The 17,801-nt window shown below is 46.5% G+C and carries 12 protein-coding genes and 3 tRNA genes; 5 read left to right on the top strand and 10 right to left on the bottom strand.

The genetic code is table 11. The annotated features are described in order from the left end of the window. The first annotated feature begins 158 nt into the window (after positions 1-158). From CBI30_RS06970 to CBI30_RS06990, 3 genes are all read left to right on the top strand, one after another. Positions 159-1,091 (top strand): hypothetical protein, encoded by a 933-nt coding sequence (locus CBI30_RS06970; RefSeq protein WP_088527593.1) that lies wholly within the window; start codon positions 159-161, stop codon positions 1,089-1,091. Positions 1,092-1,477: 386 nt separating this feature from the next. Continuing rightward, a complete protein-coding gene (locus tag CBI30_RS06980; protein ID WP_088527595.1) occupies positions 1,478-1,783 on the top strand; it encodes a hypothetical protein in 306 nt (101 codons plus the stop codon). A 399-nt stretch (positions 1,784-2,182) separates the two neighbouring features. Continuing rightward, on the top strand, positions 2,183-2,848 hold the full coding sequence (locus CBI30_RS06990; RefSeq protein WP_088527597.1) for a hypothetical protein: 666 nt from the start codon (positions 2,183-2,185) through the stop codon (positions 2,846-2,848). A 21-nt stretch (positions 2,849-2,869) separates the two neighbouring features. On the opposite strand, the gene CBI30_RS06995 is transcribed toward CBI30_RS06990, so the two are convergent. From CBI30_RS06995 to gltX, 4 genes are all read right to left on the bottom strand, one after another. Then, positions 2,870-2,946: transfer RNA gene (locus CBI30_RS06995), tRNA-Asp, on the bottom strand. A gap of 58 nt (positions 2,947-3,004) precedes the next feature. After that, positions 3,005-3,080: transfer RNA gene (locus CBI30_RS07000), tRNA-Glu, on the bottom strand. A gap of 45 nt (positions 3,081-3,125) precedes the next feature. Next, positions 3,126-3,201: transfer RNA gene (locus tag CBI30_RS07005), tRNA-Ala, on the bottom strand. An 81-nt stretch (positions 3,202-3,282) separates the two neighbouring features. Next, on the bottom strand, positions 3,283-4,686 hold the full coding sequence (gene gltX / locus CBI30_RS07010; RefSeq protein WP_088527598.1) for a glutamate--tRNA ligase: 1,404 nt from the start codon (positions 4,684-4,686) through the stop codon (positions 3,283-3,285). A gap of 68 nt (positions 4,687-4,754) precedes the next feature. Here gltX and hslO point away from each other — a divergent pair, with 68 nt between their 5' ends. Further along, positions 4,755-5,720, top strand: a complete 966-nt coding sequence (gene hslO / locus CBI30_RS07015; protein ID WP_088527599.1) for an Hsp33 family molecular chaperone HslO — start codon at positions 4,755-4,757, stop codon at positions 5,718-5,720. Here hslO and ftsB read toward each other — a convergent pair whose 3' ends face one another. From ftsB to CBI30_RS07035, 4 genes are read right to left on the bottom strand one after another with little or no spacing between them, the layout of a single operon-like run. After that, entirely contained in the window at positions 5,721-6,047 is a 327-nt protein-coding gene (ftsB, locus tag CBI30_RS07020; protein WP_088527600.1) for a cell division protein FtsB, read from the bottom strand. 21 nt (positions 6,048-6,068) lie between these two features. Further along, positions 6,069-7,355, bottom strand: coding sequence for a phosphopyruvate hydratase (eno, locus tag CBI30_RS07025; RefSeq protein ID WP_088527601.1), 1,287 nt, complete (start codon positions 7,353-7,355; stop codon positions 6,069-6,071). A 33-nt stretch (positions 7,356-7,388) separates the two neighbouring features. After that, positions 7,389-8,252, bottom strand: a complete 864-nt coding sequence (gene kdsA / locus CBI30_RS07030) for a 3-deoxy-8-phosphooctulonate synthase (protein WP_088527602.1) — start codon at positions 8,250-8,252, stop codon at positions 7,389-7,391. A 9-nt stretch (positions 8,253-8,261) separates the two neighbouring features. Further along, the gene (locus tag CBI30_RS07035; RefSeq protein ID WP_088527603.1) at positions 8,262-9,923 is read right to left on the bottom strand and encodes a CTP synthase; all 1,662 of its coding nucleotides are present in this window, start codon (positions 9,921-9,923) and stop codon (positions 8,262-8,264) included. 389 nt (positions 9,924-10,312) lie between these two features. On the opposite strand from CBI30_RS07035, the gene CBI30_RS07040 reads away from it, so the two are divergent. Further along, entirely contained in the window at positions 10,313-12,898 is a 2,586-nt protein-coding gene (locus tag CBI30_RS07040) for a bifunctional aconitate hydratase 2/2-methylisocitrate dehydratase (protein ID WP_088527604.1), read from the top strand. A gap of 74 nt (positions 12,899-12,972) precedes the next feature. On the opposite strand, the gene CBI30_RS07045 is transcribed toward CBI30_RS07040, so the two are convergent. Then, a complete protein-coding gene (locus CBI30_RS07045; protein WP_240553524.1) occupies positions 12,973-13,749 on the bottom strand; it encodes a spermine/spermidine synthase domain-containing protein in 777 nt (258 codons plus the stop codon). A 3-nt stretch (positions 13,750-13,752) separates the two neighbouring features. Then, positions 13,753-17,787 (bottom strand): phosphoribosylformylglycinamidine synthase, encoded by a 4,035-nt coding sequence (gene purL / locus CBI30_RS07050; protein WP_088527605.1) that lies wholly within the window; start codon positions 17,785-17,787, stop codon positions 13,753-13,755. Positions 17,788-17,801 lie beyond the last annotated feature (14 nt).

The following is a 17,801-nucleotide window of genomic DNA, read 5'->3' on the forward strand; positions in this document are numbered from 1 at the left end:
AGTATGTCGCAACTGCCTCACTAGCTTTACAAGAGAGCAGCAGTCAACACAGGCTCGCTTTCAATGCAAGTCCTGTGACACCCCTACCAAGAGAACCACTTGGATCTCTAAAGCAATCCTATGCCTCACCAATACACCACACAGAAAGTAAACACACCATGTCTTATAGTTCATACACAGTAGGTAGCGAATCTAATCAGTCCCTAGAGTCTGGTTTAGCCCAACCAATCAATACAGTTAGCAGTTCGGAGATAACCTCCATTACCACCCAAGCAAGTAGCAATAGAACCCACCAATACAATGGAAACACAGGCGAGGAATCCAGTACAGGGCAAGGTTCATTCCAAGCTGCCGAAGGTGCAGAAGTCTTTTCAGCCAAGGGGACTCCAAAGTCATTTATTGATTCACCTAGCGACCTTGTAAATTACCAAGGAATGGCCGTACAAGCAGCAACCTTAGAGAATATGGGCATCCTTAAACAAAACTCTATGGGTCGCTATGACTTTGTAGAACAAGTAGCCACCCCTCAGCAGCAAGCACAAGAACAAGCCAATACAGATATACATGATGGGTTTGCTATGAGCGAACAAGAGAATGAATCAATCAATGCTTTAGTACCTCAGGGTGTAGAGCACGGGGCTATTGAAGCTATCACACACCGAGGAGTAGAGGCTGCCGTAAGTGGTGATCTAACTCATACGATTGCAGCCCTCTCACAGTCAAGTGGACAGTCCCCAGCAGAGGCTACCGCTACAGTGAACAAGGTAGTAGAGACCTTCACTAAGGCTTCTAATCGTTACCTAGAGCAAACAGTAGGTATGACTAAGGGTGATATTCCTGAGTTCTATGAGTGGGCAAAAGTTCATGCTCCAAGTGATCTGAAGGCTGCTATCAATAAGATGGTTAGTAATAACAACTTTAAGTCTATGGGTCAACTAGTTGGCTCTTGGGCTATGTCTAATCCACCAAGCGAGAATTCTCTTAATGCTGCTGGTTATAAGACCGGAAAGGCTACAGACGGCTCTACAACTGTCTTCATCAAAGGTAAAGAGATGAATGTCAGGGCAGCTGCAAAAGCTCGATTGATCTAAGCATGGCTAAGGTCATCTCCACTTATAGTTTTAGCAAGAGAGAGTTAGATGAGAGGAAGCTACAGGCTAGATGTAATGTCATAGAGCCTCAGGCAGACAGTAAGCAACCAAAGTATCTCAACGGCTACCTCTTACAGAAGGATCAGGCTGGGTACTTTCTACTCAAGCCCTCACCCAACTCCCCCACGATGATTCGAGAAGACCTCCCTATCTCAGTGGGGTATGCAGCTGCTCTTCAAAGAGACTCGCTGTAACAACTTTAAGTCCCACAGTAATCACAAAGCAAGAGCCTGACTATAGAAACCTGAGGGTAACTACAGGAGGACAACTCTCGCCCAGTGGTTACTTGTGGGACACCTTACCTATACACACACAAGGATTCCACTTTGGATACCACCAACATCACTACAGAATCATTTATGAAGTCTGTATCTGAACCAAGAAAGAAGCCGACCTTAATTGGTGGCACTCCTCCCCCAAGAGGATTTACATACAAGGTTCATTCCTTTAGTAACCATCATCTCTATGTTCTCTCTGTATTGGCTGATCACTTCAACTATGCAGATTCCAAGGTCTTACAGAAAATGATCCAGTTCTTTATTGAACAAAATCGAGAGCTGGTAGATGAAGCCTTCACCACTAGAGGTAATGCCACTAGAGCTATCAAGGAGAGACAGAATGGACAACCTTAAGCTCAGTCAGATTATTCCTGTGTCTGTACTACTTCACTCGCCCTACACACTTAGTACCTACAGTGGACAGAACCTCACACCACAGATGGTGATAGCAGTCCCCTGTTTCAGAGCTTATTACCAAAAGGTAGAGGACTTGGTGGTTAGTGGTGAGATTCACCAAGTGGCAGATACCTTTTATCTAGTTTTCTCCCAAGAATCTCCAAGGATTCCCAAGCTCCCAAGCCTTTCAGTAGATTTTGACATCACAACTGAGGAATGGAAGGCACTCCATTTACCCACACACACAGGAATCTACACACAATGATCCAGCAACTATTACAAATCAAAGCTCATCTTAATTACCTTATGTATGAACTGGTAGCTATCTTGGCTCTAGTGCTCTTTAGGACAATCTAGATGGATACAACTAATGAAGAGATTGAGCTATACCCATTCAAGCACTACAAGCTATCCCTCTGTCTTAGAGAAGCCTCTACCATCTTGAGTAACCTTGTGAGATCCGAGGACTACCAAATCAACACGGCTAGTCCCAGTTGGGAGATGAGAAGTGAGGCTCAAGCAGAGGCTAAAGGGATTACTAAGTGGCAGTGTTATGACAGGGAGATCTACTGTAAGTTACCTAAGCACCATTCTCGATCTGTATTCGTAAAGACTTCCTTGGGTTGGATGCAGTTATGTTGTGCCAAGGAGCTGGGGCTAGAGAGGTTGCCTAATACTTATGTCCAGCCAACTGATGAGGAGATCATGGCTATCTATGCCGATAAGAAATATGAGCTGGGTCTAATCGTGAATTATCAGCAGAGGCTTTCTACTGCCAAGAGTGTTGCAACTAGGAAAGCGAATTCAGAGAGGCTGGCTAAAGCTAAGGCATTAAAGGTAGCCGAGAAGGTAGCTATTAAGGCTGCTAGGACACCTGAGGAGATTCTTGATAAGAAGGTAGCGAGGGCTGAGAGAAGAGCTGAGAAGGTCTGCAAACAGGCTCTACTTGTATCAATACAGGGGGAAAATATGGGGGGAAAGTTAGGGGGAAAACTTCTCCCCTCTAAACTCATAAGTCCTTGATTTATAAGGACTTTTAATACTTGGCGGAGCGGACGGGACTCGAACCCGCGACCCTCGGCGTGACAGGCCGATATTCTAACCAACTGAACTACCGCTCCAAATACAACGCATGCTACTTGTGTCACTTCTTACTACTCACAACTAGCCAAAAATTCTTGGCGTCCCCAGGGGGATTCGAACCCCCGTACTCACCGTGAAAGGGTGATGTCCTAGGCCTCTAGACGATGGGGACCTGGACCACGACTACTAAAAAACTAATGCTGCCATTTTAAATGCTTGGTGGAGATAAGCGGGATCGAACCGCTGACCTCTTGCATGCCATGCAAGCGCTCTCCCAGCTGAGCTATACCCCCGTAATCTCGCAAAGCAACTACAAGACACTCAAAACAATCCAAGATTTTATCCTATTTTTGTAGGAGCGCGCAAATTCTTGTTTAGACGACCTTAGAAAGCCGTTTAACAGCCTCATCTTTACCTAAAACAACCAAGACAGAATCAATCGCTGGGGTCTGGGTTGTGGCAAATAAAGCATAACGAACAGGCATGGCTAATGCGGGCATTTTGATCTGATGCTTAGCTAGCACTTCTTTAAATGCGGCGCCATAAGCTGCTTTCGTATGCTCAGTATTTTTTATGGCCTCGATCAAATCTTGCAAGGCTGGAACGATTTCTTGAGGGATATTTGCCGCAATTTGTTCTGCGTTATGGGCGGGAGCTGGCAAGTAGAAAAGCTTTGCTCCTTCTGCGATTTCAATCAAGGTGTTGGCGCGATCTTTTAAGAGTGCAACCACTTGTACAAAGTCAGGACCGTTTTCAGTATTGATGCCTAGCTCATGAGCAAACGGCTTAGTCGCCTCTGCTAAAGCTGCAGAATCAGCATTCTGAATGTATTGATGATTCAACCAAAGTAATTTTTCTGGATTGTGTTGCGCTGGCGATCTTCCAAGACTATCTAACTCAAACCAATTTACAAACTGCTCTTTGGTGAAGATCTCCGCATCACCATGGGACCAACCTAAGCGCGCTAAATAGTTCAGAATAGCTTCAGGCAAGTACCCTGCCTTCTGATAATCGCGCACACTCATCGCGCCATTGCGCTTACTCATCTTTTCGCCTAGATCATTTAAAACGGTGGGCAGATGGGCGTATACCGGCGGTACACCGTCTAGCGCTTTCATGATATTAATCTGGCGCGGGGTATTGTTTACGTGATCATCCCCACGAATGACATGCGTGATGTTCATGTCGAGGTCATCAACGACTACACAGAAGTTATATGTTGGCGTGCCATCTGGACGAGCAATGACTAAATCATCTAATTCATCATTGCTAATTTCAATTTTGCCTTTAACCGCATCTTCCCAAATAACCGACCCGCCAATCGGGTTCTTAAAGCGTATTACCGGTAAAACACCCTCAGGTATCGCCGGAAGTGTTTTGCCTGGCTCAGGACGCCATAAACCGTTATAGCGGGGCTTTTCTTTATTGACCATCTGCTGATCGCGTAGCTTATTCAGCTCGTCTTCGCTCATATAGCAGGGGTAAGCTAAGCCCGCATCTAACATCTGCTTTACAACTGCACGATAACGATCGATGCGCTGCATTTGATAGATTGGTCCTTCATCTAAATCCAGGCCAAGCCAAGCCATACCTTCGATAATGACATCCACTGCTTCTTGGGTGGAACGCTCTAAATCCGTATCTTCGATACGTAGGATGAAATCACCCTGATTGTGGCGTGCAAAAGCCCATGGATACAAGGCGCTGCGAAGGTTGCCCAAATGAATAAAGCCCGTTGGACTAGGGGCGAAACGTGTACGTATATGCATAAATGACATTATCTCAGGTCAGCCTGTAATTATGCCAATTAGCACCCCAATGCTCAAAAACGTGGATACTTTCACTTATGAACGAATTACTTGTATTTATGTGTGATGGCGCCCCAGTCCGCGGGGAAATTGTCTCTATTAGTAGCGCCTGGCAGGCCGTTTTAGAGCGTCGCAACGACCCTCCAGTAGTTAGGCGAATACTAGGCGACTTTGTTGGTGCAGCGACCCTTTTGAGCGCCAGCCTTAAGTTTGATGGAACCTTAATTATTCAAGCCCAAAGCAAAGGTCCTATTCAGCTGCTTGTGGTGGAATGCAAGTCTGACCTCACCATGAGGGCAACAGTAAAGCTATCGGTTGATGCATCCACAATTGATCCGAATGCCACCTTAGGCGAGCTATTGGATGCTGACAATACCGGTCGTCTCGTTATTACCCTTGACCCAGCCGACCGTCAGCCAGGCCAACCCCCTTACCAAGGCATTGTTGCGCTCCAGGAGCATCGTGGTACGGTAATTAAGCCCGTTACCAGCGCAGCTGAGGCTATTGCTCTGTATATGAAAAATTCCGAACAACTCGACACCCGGATTTGGTTGGCATCGAATGATACCCATGTAGGCGGGTTACTTTTGCAACGTTTACCGGATTCTGGTGGACATGCGCATCTCGACCCACAGATTGCGGCTGAAGGCTGGTCAAGAATTCAAACTCTGGGTGAAACCATCACAAACGAAGAGTTGCTAACTCTTCCCCCTCAAACCATCTTACGTCGCCTCTTCCTTGAGGAGTCTGCAGAGAATGGCGTACGCAGTTTTCCGCCCCGCCCCGTCCATTTTTCATGCCGCTGCTCACGGGCTAAGGTTGCTGATGTGCTCAGAATGCTTGGGGAGCAGGAAGTGGAAAGTATTCTTGCTGAACAAGGTGCCGTTGAGACCGAATGTGATTTCTGTGCAAAAGCCTACCGTTTTGATGCGGTAGATTGCAGGCAGGTCTTTAAAACAGATCTATTGGCAGATGCTACAAGGCCGCCATCTAGCGGGCATTGATCACTGTTTTGTGATTACTGGCTTGACACCATCAGCAGCATTGGCTGCTGATTTTTCTGTTGGCAATATCTGAACAAAGAATTCACCTTCTTTAATCATGCCGTGTTCGACGCGGGCACGCTCCTCAATTGCGCGAGTGCCATCTTTTAAATCTTTTACATCGCCGGTCAATTTAGCATTTCGCAAGCTGAGCAGGCTATTTTTAGCCTGCTGCAACTCGAGCTGCCTTTCCATTTCATAGACTTTGAACCATCCACCCTTACCCAACCACAAGGGGTACTGTATTGCGATCAGCAATAACAGCATGGAGTAGATGACGAGACGCATAGGCTATGAACTTAACGCCTATTAACGCTTTAAGTTGTAGAAAACAGACTTGCCTGGATAAGTAGCAACATCACCTAAATCTTCTTCAATGCGCAGTAATTGGTTGTACTTTGCAATGCGATCAGAGCGTGACAAAGAGCCTGTTTTGATTTGGCCTGCGTTAGTCCCAACGGCAATGTCTGCAATCGTGCTGTCTTCAGTTTCGCCAGAGCGGTGAGAAATGACGGCCGTGTAGTTAGCGCGCTTAGCCATTTCAATTGCCGCAAAGGTTTCAGTTAATGTGCCGATTTGATTGATCTTAATCAGAATGGAGTTGGCAATACCCTTCTCAATACCCTCTTTGAGAATGCGAGTATTGGTCACAAATAGATCGTCACCAACCAACTGGATTTTCTTGCCCAATTTTTGAGTAATATCAGCCCATCCATCCCAGTCACTCTCATGCATACCATCCTCAATCGATACGATTGGGAATTGATCGGCCAAATTGCCGAGGTAATCTGAGAATTCGCTTGAAGTCAGCTGCAATCCTTCGCCGGATAAGTGGTACTTACCATCTTTATAGAACTCGCTAGCAGCACAATCAAGAGCTAACAAGACGTCTTCACCAGCATGGTAGCCTGCACCCTCAATTGCCTTCATGATGGTCTGCAAGCACTCTTGATTGCTCTTGAAATTAGGGGCAAAGCCACCTTCATCTCCAACTGTCGTTGGCATGCCTTGGGCACCCAAAATTTTCTTTAACTCATGAAAGATTTCAGCACCACAACGCAAAGCTTCGCGGAAGCTTTGCGCACCAACCGGCATCACCATGAATTCTTGAATATCCAAACTGTTATTGGCATGTGCACCACCATTCACAATATTCATCATCGGCACTGGTAACTGCATACCACCAGATCCGCCAAAGTAACGGTATAAAGGCAGGCCGGCTTCTTCAGCAGCAGCGCGTGCAACAGCCATAGAGACAGCAAGTGTCGCATTAGCGCCTAAACGCGCTTTGTTGTGGGTGCCATCTAATTCAATCAAAGTGTGATCAAGGAAGGCTTGTTCGCTTGCATCAAGACCTAGGATGGATTCTGCAATCTCAATATTGATGTTCTGTACTGCTTTAAGAACGCCCTTGCCCAAGTAACGGGCTTTGTCGCCATCACGAAGCTCAATCGCCTCACGTGAACCAGTTGATGCACCAGACGGCACAGCTGCTCGCCCCATGACGCCAGACTCCAATAAGACATCGCATTCAACCGTAGGGTTGCCGCGCGAATCTAAAACTTCTCTACCGATGATGTCAACAATGGCGCTCATGCACCTTCTCCTAAATAAAATGAATTGGGGGTATTACTTAAAACTGTCTTCTAAAAATGAACCGGATTTTTTAACCACAGAATCAATCGCCACCAATGACTCAAGCAACTCTTTCATGCGATTGAGTGGTACTGCATTCGGCCCATCAGAAAGTGCTTTAGCAGGATCTGGGTGCGTTTCCATAAATAAGCCACTGATACCTACTGCAACAGCAGCGCGAGCCAATACAGGAACAAATTCACGTTGACCACCGCTTGCGTTACCTTGGCCGCCAGGAAGTTGCACTGAATGAGTGGCATCAAAAACAACTGGCGCATGGGTTTCACGTAAGATTGCCAAACTACGCATATCCGAAACTAAATTGTTGTAACCAAATGAGGCGCCGCGCTCACAAACCATAAATTGATCTGGAAGATTCATTTCAACAGCGGCAGCTCGAGCCTTATCAATAACATTGAGCATCTCGTGGGGAGATAAAAACTGGCCTTTTTTGAAATTGACTGGTTTACCGCTTTGAGCGCAGGCTCTGATGAAATCCGTCTGTCTACACAAAAAGGCTGGCGTCTGAAGAACGTCCACCACTTTTGAGACGGGCTCAATTTCACTAATGTCATGAATATCAGTCAGTACCGGCACCCCAATCTCACGTTTCACGCGAGCTAGAATCTCAAGCCCCTTCTCCATCCCCAAACCTCTAAAGGAGCTTCCTGAAGAACGATTGGCTTTATCAAAGGAAGACTTGTAGATAAATGGAATGCCGAGTGCACCAGTAATTTCCTTAAGCTCACCAGCAATATCTAAAGCTGACTGCTCTGATTCAATCACGCACGGACCTGCTATCAAAAAGAAGTGGTGATTTAAGCCAACATCGAAACCACATAACTTAAATGAGCTCATCAAATCCCCTTAAGCAGCTTGCGAAGCAGTAGCATCTTGATGAATCAAAGATGCTTTAACAAATGCAGAGAACAGTGGATGTCCATCACGTGGCGTGGAGGTAAACTCTGGATGGAACTGCACACCAAAGAACCAAGGGTGCATTGTCTTAGGCAATTCCATCATCTCCGGCAAAGATTCATTCGGAGTTCTGGCAGAAATAATAAGCCCGGATTTTTCAAGGCGTGGCACGTAAATATTATTCACTTCATAGCGATGGCGGTGACGCTCATTCACTTCAGCCCCGTAGATTTCGTATGCCAAAGTGCCTGCTTTTACAGGGCAGCGTTGTGAACCTAGGCGCATTGTTCCTCCTAGATCAGATTCATTACTACGCTTCTCAACCCGGCCCTCCCGATCCACCCACTCTGTAATAAGAGCAACTACTGGGCTCTCGGTCTCTGGGTCAAACTCGGTACTGTTTGCCTCGGCAATGTTGGCAACATGACGGGCAAATTCAATTACGGCTAATTGCATGCCTAAGCAAATACCTAAGTAGGGAATATTGTTTTCACGGGCATAACGAATGGCAGCAATTTTGCCTTCAGTGCCGCGCTTACCAAAGCCACCAGGAACCAGAATGGCATCCAAATTTATCAGACAATCAATACCGTCTTTTTCAATCATCTCGGAATCAATGTAGTTAATATTGACGCGTGTGTGGTTGTGAATACCCGCATGACGTAAGGCTTCAATTAGTGACTTGTAGGATTCTGTTAACTCAACATACTTGCCCACCATACCGATAGTGACTTCATGTTTCGGATTTGCTAACTCATAAACCAAGTTTGCCCATACAGATAAATCGGCGGGCTTTGCTTGAATATCCAATTCACGACAAATTAAGTCATCCATTCCCTGTGCCTGAAGCATCTCAGGAATCTTATAAATGGTGTCAACATCCCAAACTGAAATCACCGCTTCTTCGCGGACATTTGAGAAAAGAGAAATCTTAGAGCGCTCATCTTCAGGAATTGGGCGATCAGCACGACACAACAGAACCGTCGGCATGATGCCGATCTCGCGTAACTTTTGTACTGAATGTTGGGTGGGCTTTGTCTTAAGCTCCCCTGCGCTCGCAATATAGGGGACTAGGGTGAGGTGCACAAAGGCGCAACTGTGCTTTGGCAGACGAATGCTCATTTGGCGAGCAGCCTCAAGAAATGGCAGGGATTCAATATCGCCCACTGTCCCACCAATTTCACAAATAGCAATATCGGCGTTGCCATCATGGCTTGCCTTAGCGCCACGCTCTACAAATGCCTGAATCTCATTAGTAATGTGCGGGATCACCTGAACAGTTTTACCAAGATACTCACCGCGACGCTCTTTGCTAATGACGGACTCGTAAATTTGGCCAGTAGTGAAATTATTGCTTTTGCGCATTTTTGCTGAAACAAAGCGCTCGTAGTGGCCGAGATCAAGATCGGTTTCCGCTCCATCTTCTGTAACGAAGACTTCGCCATGTTGAAGTGGACTCATGGTCCCTGGATCAACGTTGATATAGGGGTCTAATTTTAGGAGGGTGACTTTCAGGCCGCGGGATTCAAGAATCGCGGCAAGCGAGGCAGCTGCGATTCCTTTCCCTAAGGAAGAAACCACACCACCAGTGACAAAAACGTATTTGGTCATCGCTTAGGCTCTGTTGGAAAAAGTAATTATAACGATAGCTCTGCCAATAGGATAATTTCTTGGCCCCCTCAATGACACCAAGGGCTTACGAGGCGCACTTCAGAAATCTGCTTCTTTTTTGGACTACTTTTATGAATATTCCCCATATTTTGGTATCACTAGCATCAGGCAATAGAGGCTCTTTTGAGAGCGACTTATTCGGCACAATAGCTTGAAGTGAGATAAGACATCGGAATAAACCCCAATCAGGCCTATTTGGAGTCATTTTTTGAGAATTTTTAGCAATTAAGTCTTATATAAGACATGAATTAGCAATTACAATAGACTGGATAGGGAGACACACCCTGCTTAGTCTTACTGTTGATAACTCTTACCCAATAGGAAACACGATGCTAGAAGCCTACAACGACCAAGTTGCCGAACGCGCAGCCCTTGGAATTCCAGCCCTCCCCTTGACTAAGGATCAAACAGCCGAATTGGTTGGGTTGCTCAAAAATCCTCCTAAAGGCAAGGAAGCGGAGCTGGTTGAACTCATTACGAACCGTGTACCTGCCGGTGTTGATGAAGCGGCAAAGGTAAAGGCGGAGTTTTTAGACGCGATTGCTAAAGGCACTGAGAAATCGCCATTGATTTCACGTATCAAGGCAACTGAACTGCTGGGCACGATGCTTGGTGGTTACAACATTAAGCCCTTAGTTGAAATGTTATCGGATGCAGAGTGTGCCGCTGCTGCTGCCGCAGCGTTGAAAAAAACCTTGTTGATGTTCGACTACTTCCATGATGTTCAGGAATTAGCAGGGAAAGGCAACGCTCAAGCGAAGGAAGTATTGCAAAGCTGGGCAGACGCAGAATGGTTTACAAGTCGTCCTGCCGTACCAGAAAGCATGAAGCTCACCGTATTTAAAGTTACCGGAGAGACTAATACGGATGATCTGTCCCCTGCCCCTGATGCATGGAGCCGTCCAGACATTCCATTGCATGCAACCATCATGTTGAAAAACCCACGTCCAGGCATTGAGCCAGACGAGGTTGGTGTTCGTGGCCCAATGAAGCAAATTGAAGCGCTCCAGAAAAAAGGCAATCAGATTGCTTACGTTGGCGACGTAGTCGGTACCGGCTCTTCCCGTAAATCTGCTACGAACTCTGTTTTGTGGTGGACTGGGCAAGATATACCATTCGTCCCTAACAAACGCTTTGGTGGTGTTTGCTTGGGAACTAAAATTGCTCCAATTTTCTTTAACACCATGGAAGATGCTGGCGCATTGCCGGTTGAGCTTGATGTTTCTGATATGAATATGGGCGATGAAATTGAATTACGTCCATACGAAGGTAAAGCCTTTAAAAACGGCAAAGAAATTTCTTCCTTCTCACTAAAGTCACCAGTCATTCTGGATGAAGTACGTGCAGGCGGTCGTATTCCTTTGATCGTGGGTCGCGGCCTCACAGCTAAAGCTCGTGCAGCCCTTGGCTTGCCAGCTTCTACTGAATTCCGCATTCCTGTAAGCCCTCCTGAGAACACAAAAGGTTTCAGCTTGGCGCAGAAGATGGTTGGTCGTGCTTGCGGCTTACCAGAAGGTCAAGGCGTACGCCCGGATACTTATTGCGAGCCGCACATGACTACTGTCGGATCACAAGATACTACCGGCCCAATGACACGTGATGAGTTAAAAGATCTTGCCTGCTTAGGTTTCTCTGCTGACTTGGTAATGCAATCGTTCTGCCATACATCGGCATATCCAAAGCCAGTTGACATTCGCACTCACCATGAGCTACCAGCATTTATGACCAACCGTGGCGGCGTTGCATTGCGTCCAGGTGATGGCGTGATCCATAGCTGGTTAAATCGTTTACTCCTACCTGATACCTGTGGCACTGGTGGCGATAGCCATACCCGCTTCCCAATCGGTATTTCTTTTCCTGCTGGCTCTGGCTTAGTTGCCTTTGCTGCTGCTACGGGCGTAATGCCGTTAGATATGCCTGAGTCAGTATTGGTTCGTTTTAAAGGCAAAATGCAGCCTGGCATTACTTTGCGTGATTTAGTAAATGCAATTCCTTTGTATGCAATCAAAAAAGGCTTGTTAACTGTTGAAAAACAAAACAAGAAGAACATTTTCTCTGGCCGCATCTTGGAAATCGAAGGTTTACCTGATCTTAAAGTTGAACAAGCATTTGAATTGTCTGATGCTTCAGCTGAACGTTCTGCCGCTGGTTGCGCAGTTCAATTAAGCAAAGAGCCGATCATTGAATACATGCGCTCCAACATCACTTTGATGAAGTGGATGATTGCAAATGGTTATGAAGATAAGCGTACTCTAGGTCGTCGTATCAAGGCAATGGAAGCATGGATTGCTAAGCCTGAATTACTCAAGGCTGATGCCAATGCTGACTATGCAGAGATCATTGAAATTGATATGACCGATATCAAAGAGCCAATCCTCGCTTGCCCTAATGATCCAGATGATGTGAAATTCTTATCGGAAGTTTCTGGCGAGAAAATCGATGAAGTATTTATTGGTTCTTGTATGACGAACATTGGCCACTTCCGCGCAGCAGGTCAAGTTCTTCAGGGTAAAAAAGACATGCCAACGCGCCTATGGATTGCTCCTCCAACCAAGATGGACCAGATGGTTCTGACTGAGGAAGGCTACTACGGAATACTGGGGGCAACAGGTGCCCGCATGGAAACCCCTGGTTGTTCCCTCTGCATGGGTAACCAGGCGCAGATTCGTAAAGGCTCCACTGCGGTGTCTACCTCAACACGTAACTTCCCGAACCGTTTAGGTATTGATACACGTGTGTACTTAGCTTCTGCTGAGCTTTCAGCCGTAGCGGCACTCTTAGGTCGATTGCCAACACCGAAGGAATACTTCGACCAAGTGGAATCATTGAAGGCTAAAGCTGGCGAAGTCTATAAGTATATGAACTTTGACCAGATCAAGTCATTCAGCGATGTTGCTGATACCGTAACAATCTAAGTATCAATTAACCCCGAAGTATGGGGAAACAAAAAAGGCGATCAATTGATCGCCTTTTTTGTTTTCTCAATAGTTTAAATACTGAGTTTATTTTCTTGATGGGCGTTTTCGCGGTTTAGGCCAGATGCCCAAGTATTGGTAGGTAGCCCCGTCTTTTCAAGAATTAATTTAGCGCGCTTAGACACTTCTTTCCACTCCACATCTAGTTGCGGTCCCTTAAAAGCAATCGCCACAACATTGCAATCATGGGACTCCGGAAATAAGAGCACCCGATTATCAAACGCTTGACAGATGTTATTCAGATTTAGATCAAAACTCTTGTGACGCGAGAACAGATTCACGGTCAACACGCCAGGTGACTTCAAAATATCGTAGCAGCCTTTATAAAAATCCAAAGAACTAGCAGCGGGTCCATCGCAAATAGCATCATAGAGGTCCACCTGAACGGCATCAAAATGATTGTGATACTGAGCATTTTGCACAAATTTCTTAGCATCGGTCTGTAAGGTTTCCAAGCGGCGATCATCATCTGGTGTAAAGAACATACTGCGCGCAGAAACAACCACAGATGGATTCAGTTCAACCACAGTGGTTTTCACTGCTGGGCAATAACGATGCGCAAACTTTGTAAGAGCGCCGGTACCTAGACCCAGTTGGGCAATCCGCATGCCAGGCTTGGTCTCCAGAAAGAGTAGCCAAGCCATCATCTGCTGGTTGTATTCCAAATAGATTTCATCTGGATCTCGAATGCGCATCGCACCCTGAATTAGCTCGCTACCAAAATGGAGGTAGCGAACACCCCCACTCTCAGAAAATGTTACCGGCTCCATAGCCAAGGATGTATCTGACATGAATTACTTAGCCCAGACTCTAGCGTTACGGAACAGGCGCATCCAAGGACTAGCACCATCTGGTGTATCAAGCCATTCCCTAGGGGCCCAACTCATCTGCACAGCCCTAAATACACGCTCTGGGTGAGGCATCATGACCGTGAAGCGTCCGTCAGGTGTCGTAACACCTGTTAAGCCACCAGGTGAGCCATTCGGGTTCATCGGATAGATTTCAGTAGGACTGCCTTTGTGATCAACAAAGCGGAGCGCTGCTAAACCTTGCTTCTGTAATGCTTCTAAATTACCTTGCTGGCTAAAGTTGGCAAAGCCTTCACCATGAGCAATAGCAATCGGTAATTGGCTACCAGTCATACCTTGAGTAAAGATGGATGGTGAAGACAACACTTCGGCCATAACTAAACGAGCCTCATATTGCTCTGACTGGTTTCGAGTAAATTTAGGCCACGCTTCAGCACCAGGAATGATGCCGGCAAGATTGCTCATCATCTGGCAACCATTGCAGACACCTAAAGCAAAACTATCTTGGCGTTGAAAGAATGAAGAGAACTGATCACGCAGTTGGCCGTTAAAGAGAATGGTCTTAGCCCAACCCTCGCCTGCACCCAATACGTCTCCATAACTGAATCCACCACAAGCTACCAAGCCACGGAAATCATCTAATTTCGACTTTCCAGAAAGCAGATCTGACATATGAACGTCGTAGGTATCAAAACCAGCCCAATTCATGGCATAAGCCATCTCAACGTGGGAGTTAACGCCCTGCTCACGCAAGATGGCAACTTTAGGCCGAGCATTCTGATTAATGAAGGGCGCTGAAACATCTTCGGCAATATCAAAAGTAAGCTTAGGAGACATGCCGGTATCAGCGACGTCATCCAGTAAAGAAAATTCACTATCTGCGCAATCCGGGTTGTCACGCAAGCGTGCAATTTGGTAGCTGGTGTTAGCCCACATCTTTTGTAAAACCTCACGAGGCTCTGCGAAGATATTTTTAGCATCGCGCCAAATCTCAATACGACCATTGGTATTAGGTTTTGCAATCACATGGCTATGGGCACTAAGGCCGAGCCCACGGAGTACGGCAAATACCGCATCACGATCTGCTTTACGAATCTGAATGACTGCACCGAGTTCTTCGTTGAATAAAGCACGCAAAGTTTGCTCGTGACGTCGTCCAGAGACTTGTTCTGCCCAGTTCTTTGCATCACCCCAATCAGCCTCTTGTCCAACATCAACAGCAATCATGTCGACATTCATGGAAATCCCGACGTGTGATGCAAAAGCCATCTCAGCAATACAAGCAAACAGTCCACCATCTGACCGATCGTGATACGCCAGTAATTGATCTTCTTTGCGCAACTCAATCATGGCAGCCGCCAAGGCCTTAAGGTCTTTTGGGTGATCCACATTGGGAGCGGATTTTCCAGATTGATTCAGAACTTGAGCCAGAATACTTCCGGCCATACGATTCTTGCCGCGACCCAAATCAATCAATATCAATTCAGTTTCTATAAATGCGCCTGATGCATCTTTGAGCTTCAGTAAAGGTGTTGTTGTTTTACGAACATCTTGGACTGATGCAAAAGCAGAAATGATCAATGAGACTGGCGAAACAACCTTCTTAGCTTGGCCATCTTCTTGCCATGCCGTAGCCATAGATAATGAGTCTTTGCCAACTGGAATCGAAATTCCCAGGGCGGGGCATAAATCCATACCAATTGCTTGGACAGAATCGTAGAGCTTGGCATCTTCACCGGGTGCACCACAGGCCGCCATCCAGTTAGCAGATAGCTTGACATCCTCAAGGCGTCGAATATCGGCAGCCAGCAAATTGGTAATGGCTTCACCAACCGCCATTTTGGCAGCTGCTGGGGCGTCAATGACGGCTAATGGGGTACGCTCACCCATGGTCATGACTTCACCGCGATAGCCTTTGTAATCCATCAGCGTGACTGCACAGTCAGCTACAGGAACCTGCCAAGGACCCACAAATGGATCGCGAGCATTCAGGCCGCCAACAGTACGATCACCAATCGTAATCAAGAAAGACTTACTAGCCACGGTTGGTTGTTGGAGAACCCATGCAATACATTGCGTTAAATCAGCATCAGTCACATCAAGCTCATCAAAGCTTTGGGCAACCCGCTTTACATCACGGCGCATACGCGGAGGCTTGCCGAGCAAAACCTCCATTGGCATGTCGATGGGCATGGAAGCGTCGCTACCAGTAACTTCTTTACTATCGCTTAACTGCAGTTGGCGTTCGGTAGTTGCCTCCCCCACCACTGCAAATGGGCAACGTTCACGCTCGCAGAGTGATTTAAATAGATCTAAATCTTTAGCTTCAACTGCAAGGACATAACGCTCTTGAGACTCGTTACACCAGATTTCTGCAGGACTCATGCCGCTCTCTTCAAGCGGCACTTTGCGCAATTGAAATTGCGCACCTAAGCCAGCACCATCAGCCAGTTCGGGGAATGCATTAGACACACCGCCTGCACCAACATCATGGATTGAGATAATTGGATTATCTTGACCCATGGCGATACATGAATTAATTACTTCTTGTGCGCGACGTTCCATTTCTGGATTACCGCGCTGCACTGAGTCGAAGTCTAAGTCAGCTGTATTAGTACCTGTTGCAACAGAACTTCCGGTTGCGCCACCCATGCCGATGCGCATACCAGGGCCGCCCAATTGGATAAACAAGTGTCCCGCTTTAATTTGTTTTTTGGCAGTGTGGATAGAATCAATACTGCCAATACCACCTGCGATCATGATGGGCTTGTGATACCCGCGACGCACGCCTTCTAAGGTTTGCTCAAAGACACGGAAATACCCACCCAAAATTGGTCGACCAAACTCATTATTAAATGCTGCGCCACCCAGTGGGCCTTCGATCATAATTTGCAGTGGCGTGGCAATGCGTTCAGGCTTGCCATATTTCTCTGCTTCCCATGGCAAATCCGTACCTGGGATATTGAGGTTTGAAACAGAAAAACCAGTTAAACCCGCTTTAGGGCGTCCACCAATTCCGGTAGCGCCTTCATCACGGATTTCACCACCAGCTCCAGTAGATGCGCCAGGAAATGGAGCAATCGCTGTGGGGTGGTTATGTGTCTCCACCTTCATTAAGGTATGGACTAAACGAGTATCTTTTTGGTACAGACCATCTTGACCCTTTGGAACCCAGGTTTCTGACTCGCAACCTACCATCACAGCAGAGTTATCAGAGTAGGCGACGATCGTGCCTTCGGGCTGAAGTTGATGCGTATTACGAATCATCGCAAATAAGGATTTTTCCTGATCATCACCATCGATAGTCCAACTAGAATTAAATATCTTATGACGGCAATGCTCACTATTGGCTTGTGCAAACATAATCAATTCGACATCGCTAGGATTACGGTCTAATCGAACGAAATTCTCAACTAGATAAAGCACTTCATCTTCTGACAGTGCAAGACCTAATTCTTGGTTAGCCTTATCTAAAGCAGCCCTACCCTCAGTAAGTACTGGAATTCGGACAAAAGGCCGATCAGGAAGGGATTGATATAAGTTGCTAGCTTCATTAACTTCAGTAATGACCGCTTCAGTCATCCGATCATGTAGCGCTGACAATACCAGTTGCTTTTGTTCCGGACTCAGTGATTTTTTACTTTGCCACCCGTATTCAGTTCCGCGCTCAATACGTAATACATTGAGACCACATTGGCGGGCAATATCGGTTGCTTTACTGGCCCACGGAGAAACTGTGCCAAAGCGTGGAATGGTGATAGCAGATTCTTTATCAACAGCTTTGCTAAATAAGGAGCCGCCTACCTTAATATGCGAAACAAAGGGCTGGCCGTAAGTCAGCAGACTTTCTAGAACCTCTTTGTCCCTGGCATTGAGTTCAGACTCAGACCAAACGAAATGAAGGTATTGAGCCTCAATAGACTCAAGTTGAATTCCTTGGGCTGCGAGCGAAGCTAAAAGTCGCTGTTGGCGGAAGGCTGAAAGGGCATTTGCCCCGGGCAAACAACAGAATGATGACATCCCAAGATTATAAG

It is taken from the genome of Polynucleobacter aenigmaticus (assembly GCF_002206635.1).
GTDB lineage: Bacteria > Pseudomonadota > Gammaproteobacteria > Burkholderiales > Burkholderiaceae > Polynucleobacter > Polynucleobacter aenigmaticus.

What these genes read in the sequence shown, in the direction of transcription:
- CBI30_RS06970 (WP_088527593.1), top strand. Translation starts at nt 159, where the DNA reads ATGTCTTATAGTTCATACACAGTAGGTAGCGAATCTAATCAGTCCCTA.
- CBI30_RS06990 (WP_088527597.1), top strand. Translation starts at nt 2,183, where the DNA reads ATGGATACAACTAATGAAGAGATTGAGCTATACCCATTCAAGCACTAC.
- gltX (WP_088527598.1), bottom strand. Translation starts at nt 4,686, where the DNA reads ATGTCATTTATGCATATACGTACACGTTTCGCCCCTAGTCCAACGGGC.
- hslO (WP_088527599.1), top strand. Translation starts at nt 4,755, where the DNA reads ATGAACGAATTACTTGTATTTATGTGTGATGGCGCCCCAGTCCGCGGG.
- ftsB (WP_088527600.1), bottom strand. Translation starts at nt 6,047, where the DNA reads ATGCGTCTCGTCATCTACTCCATGCTGTTATTGCTGATCGCAATACAG.
- eno (WP_088527601.1), bottom strand. Translation starts at nt 7,355, where the DNA reads ATGAGCGCCATTGTTGACATCATCGGTAGAGAAGTTTTAGATTCGCGC.
- kdsA (WP_088527602.1), bottom strand. Translation starts at nt 8,252, where the DNA reads ATGAGCTCATTTAAGTTATGTGGTTTCGATGTTGGCTTAAATCACCAC.
- CBI30_RS07035 (WP_088527603.1), bottom strand. Translation starts at nt 9,923, where the DNA reads ATGACCAAATACGTTTTTGTCACTGGTGGTGTGGTTTCTTCCTTAGGG.
- CBI30_RS07040 (WP_088527604.1), top strand. Translation starts at nt 10,313, where the DNA reads ATGCTAGAAGCCTACAACGACCAAGTTGCCGAACGCGCAGCCCTTGGA.
- CBI30_RS07045 (WP_240553524.1), bottom strand. Translation starts at nt 13,749, where the DNA reads ATGTCAGATACATCCTTGGCTATGGAGCCGGTAACATTTTCTGAGAGT.
- purL (WP_088527605.1), bottom strand. Translation starts at nt 17,787, where the DNA reads ATGTCATCATTCTGTTGTTTGCCCGGGGCAAATGCCCTTTCAGCCTTC.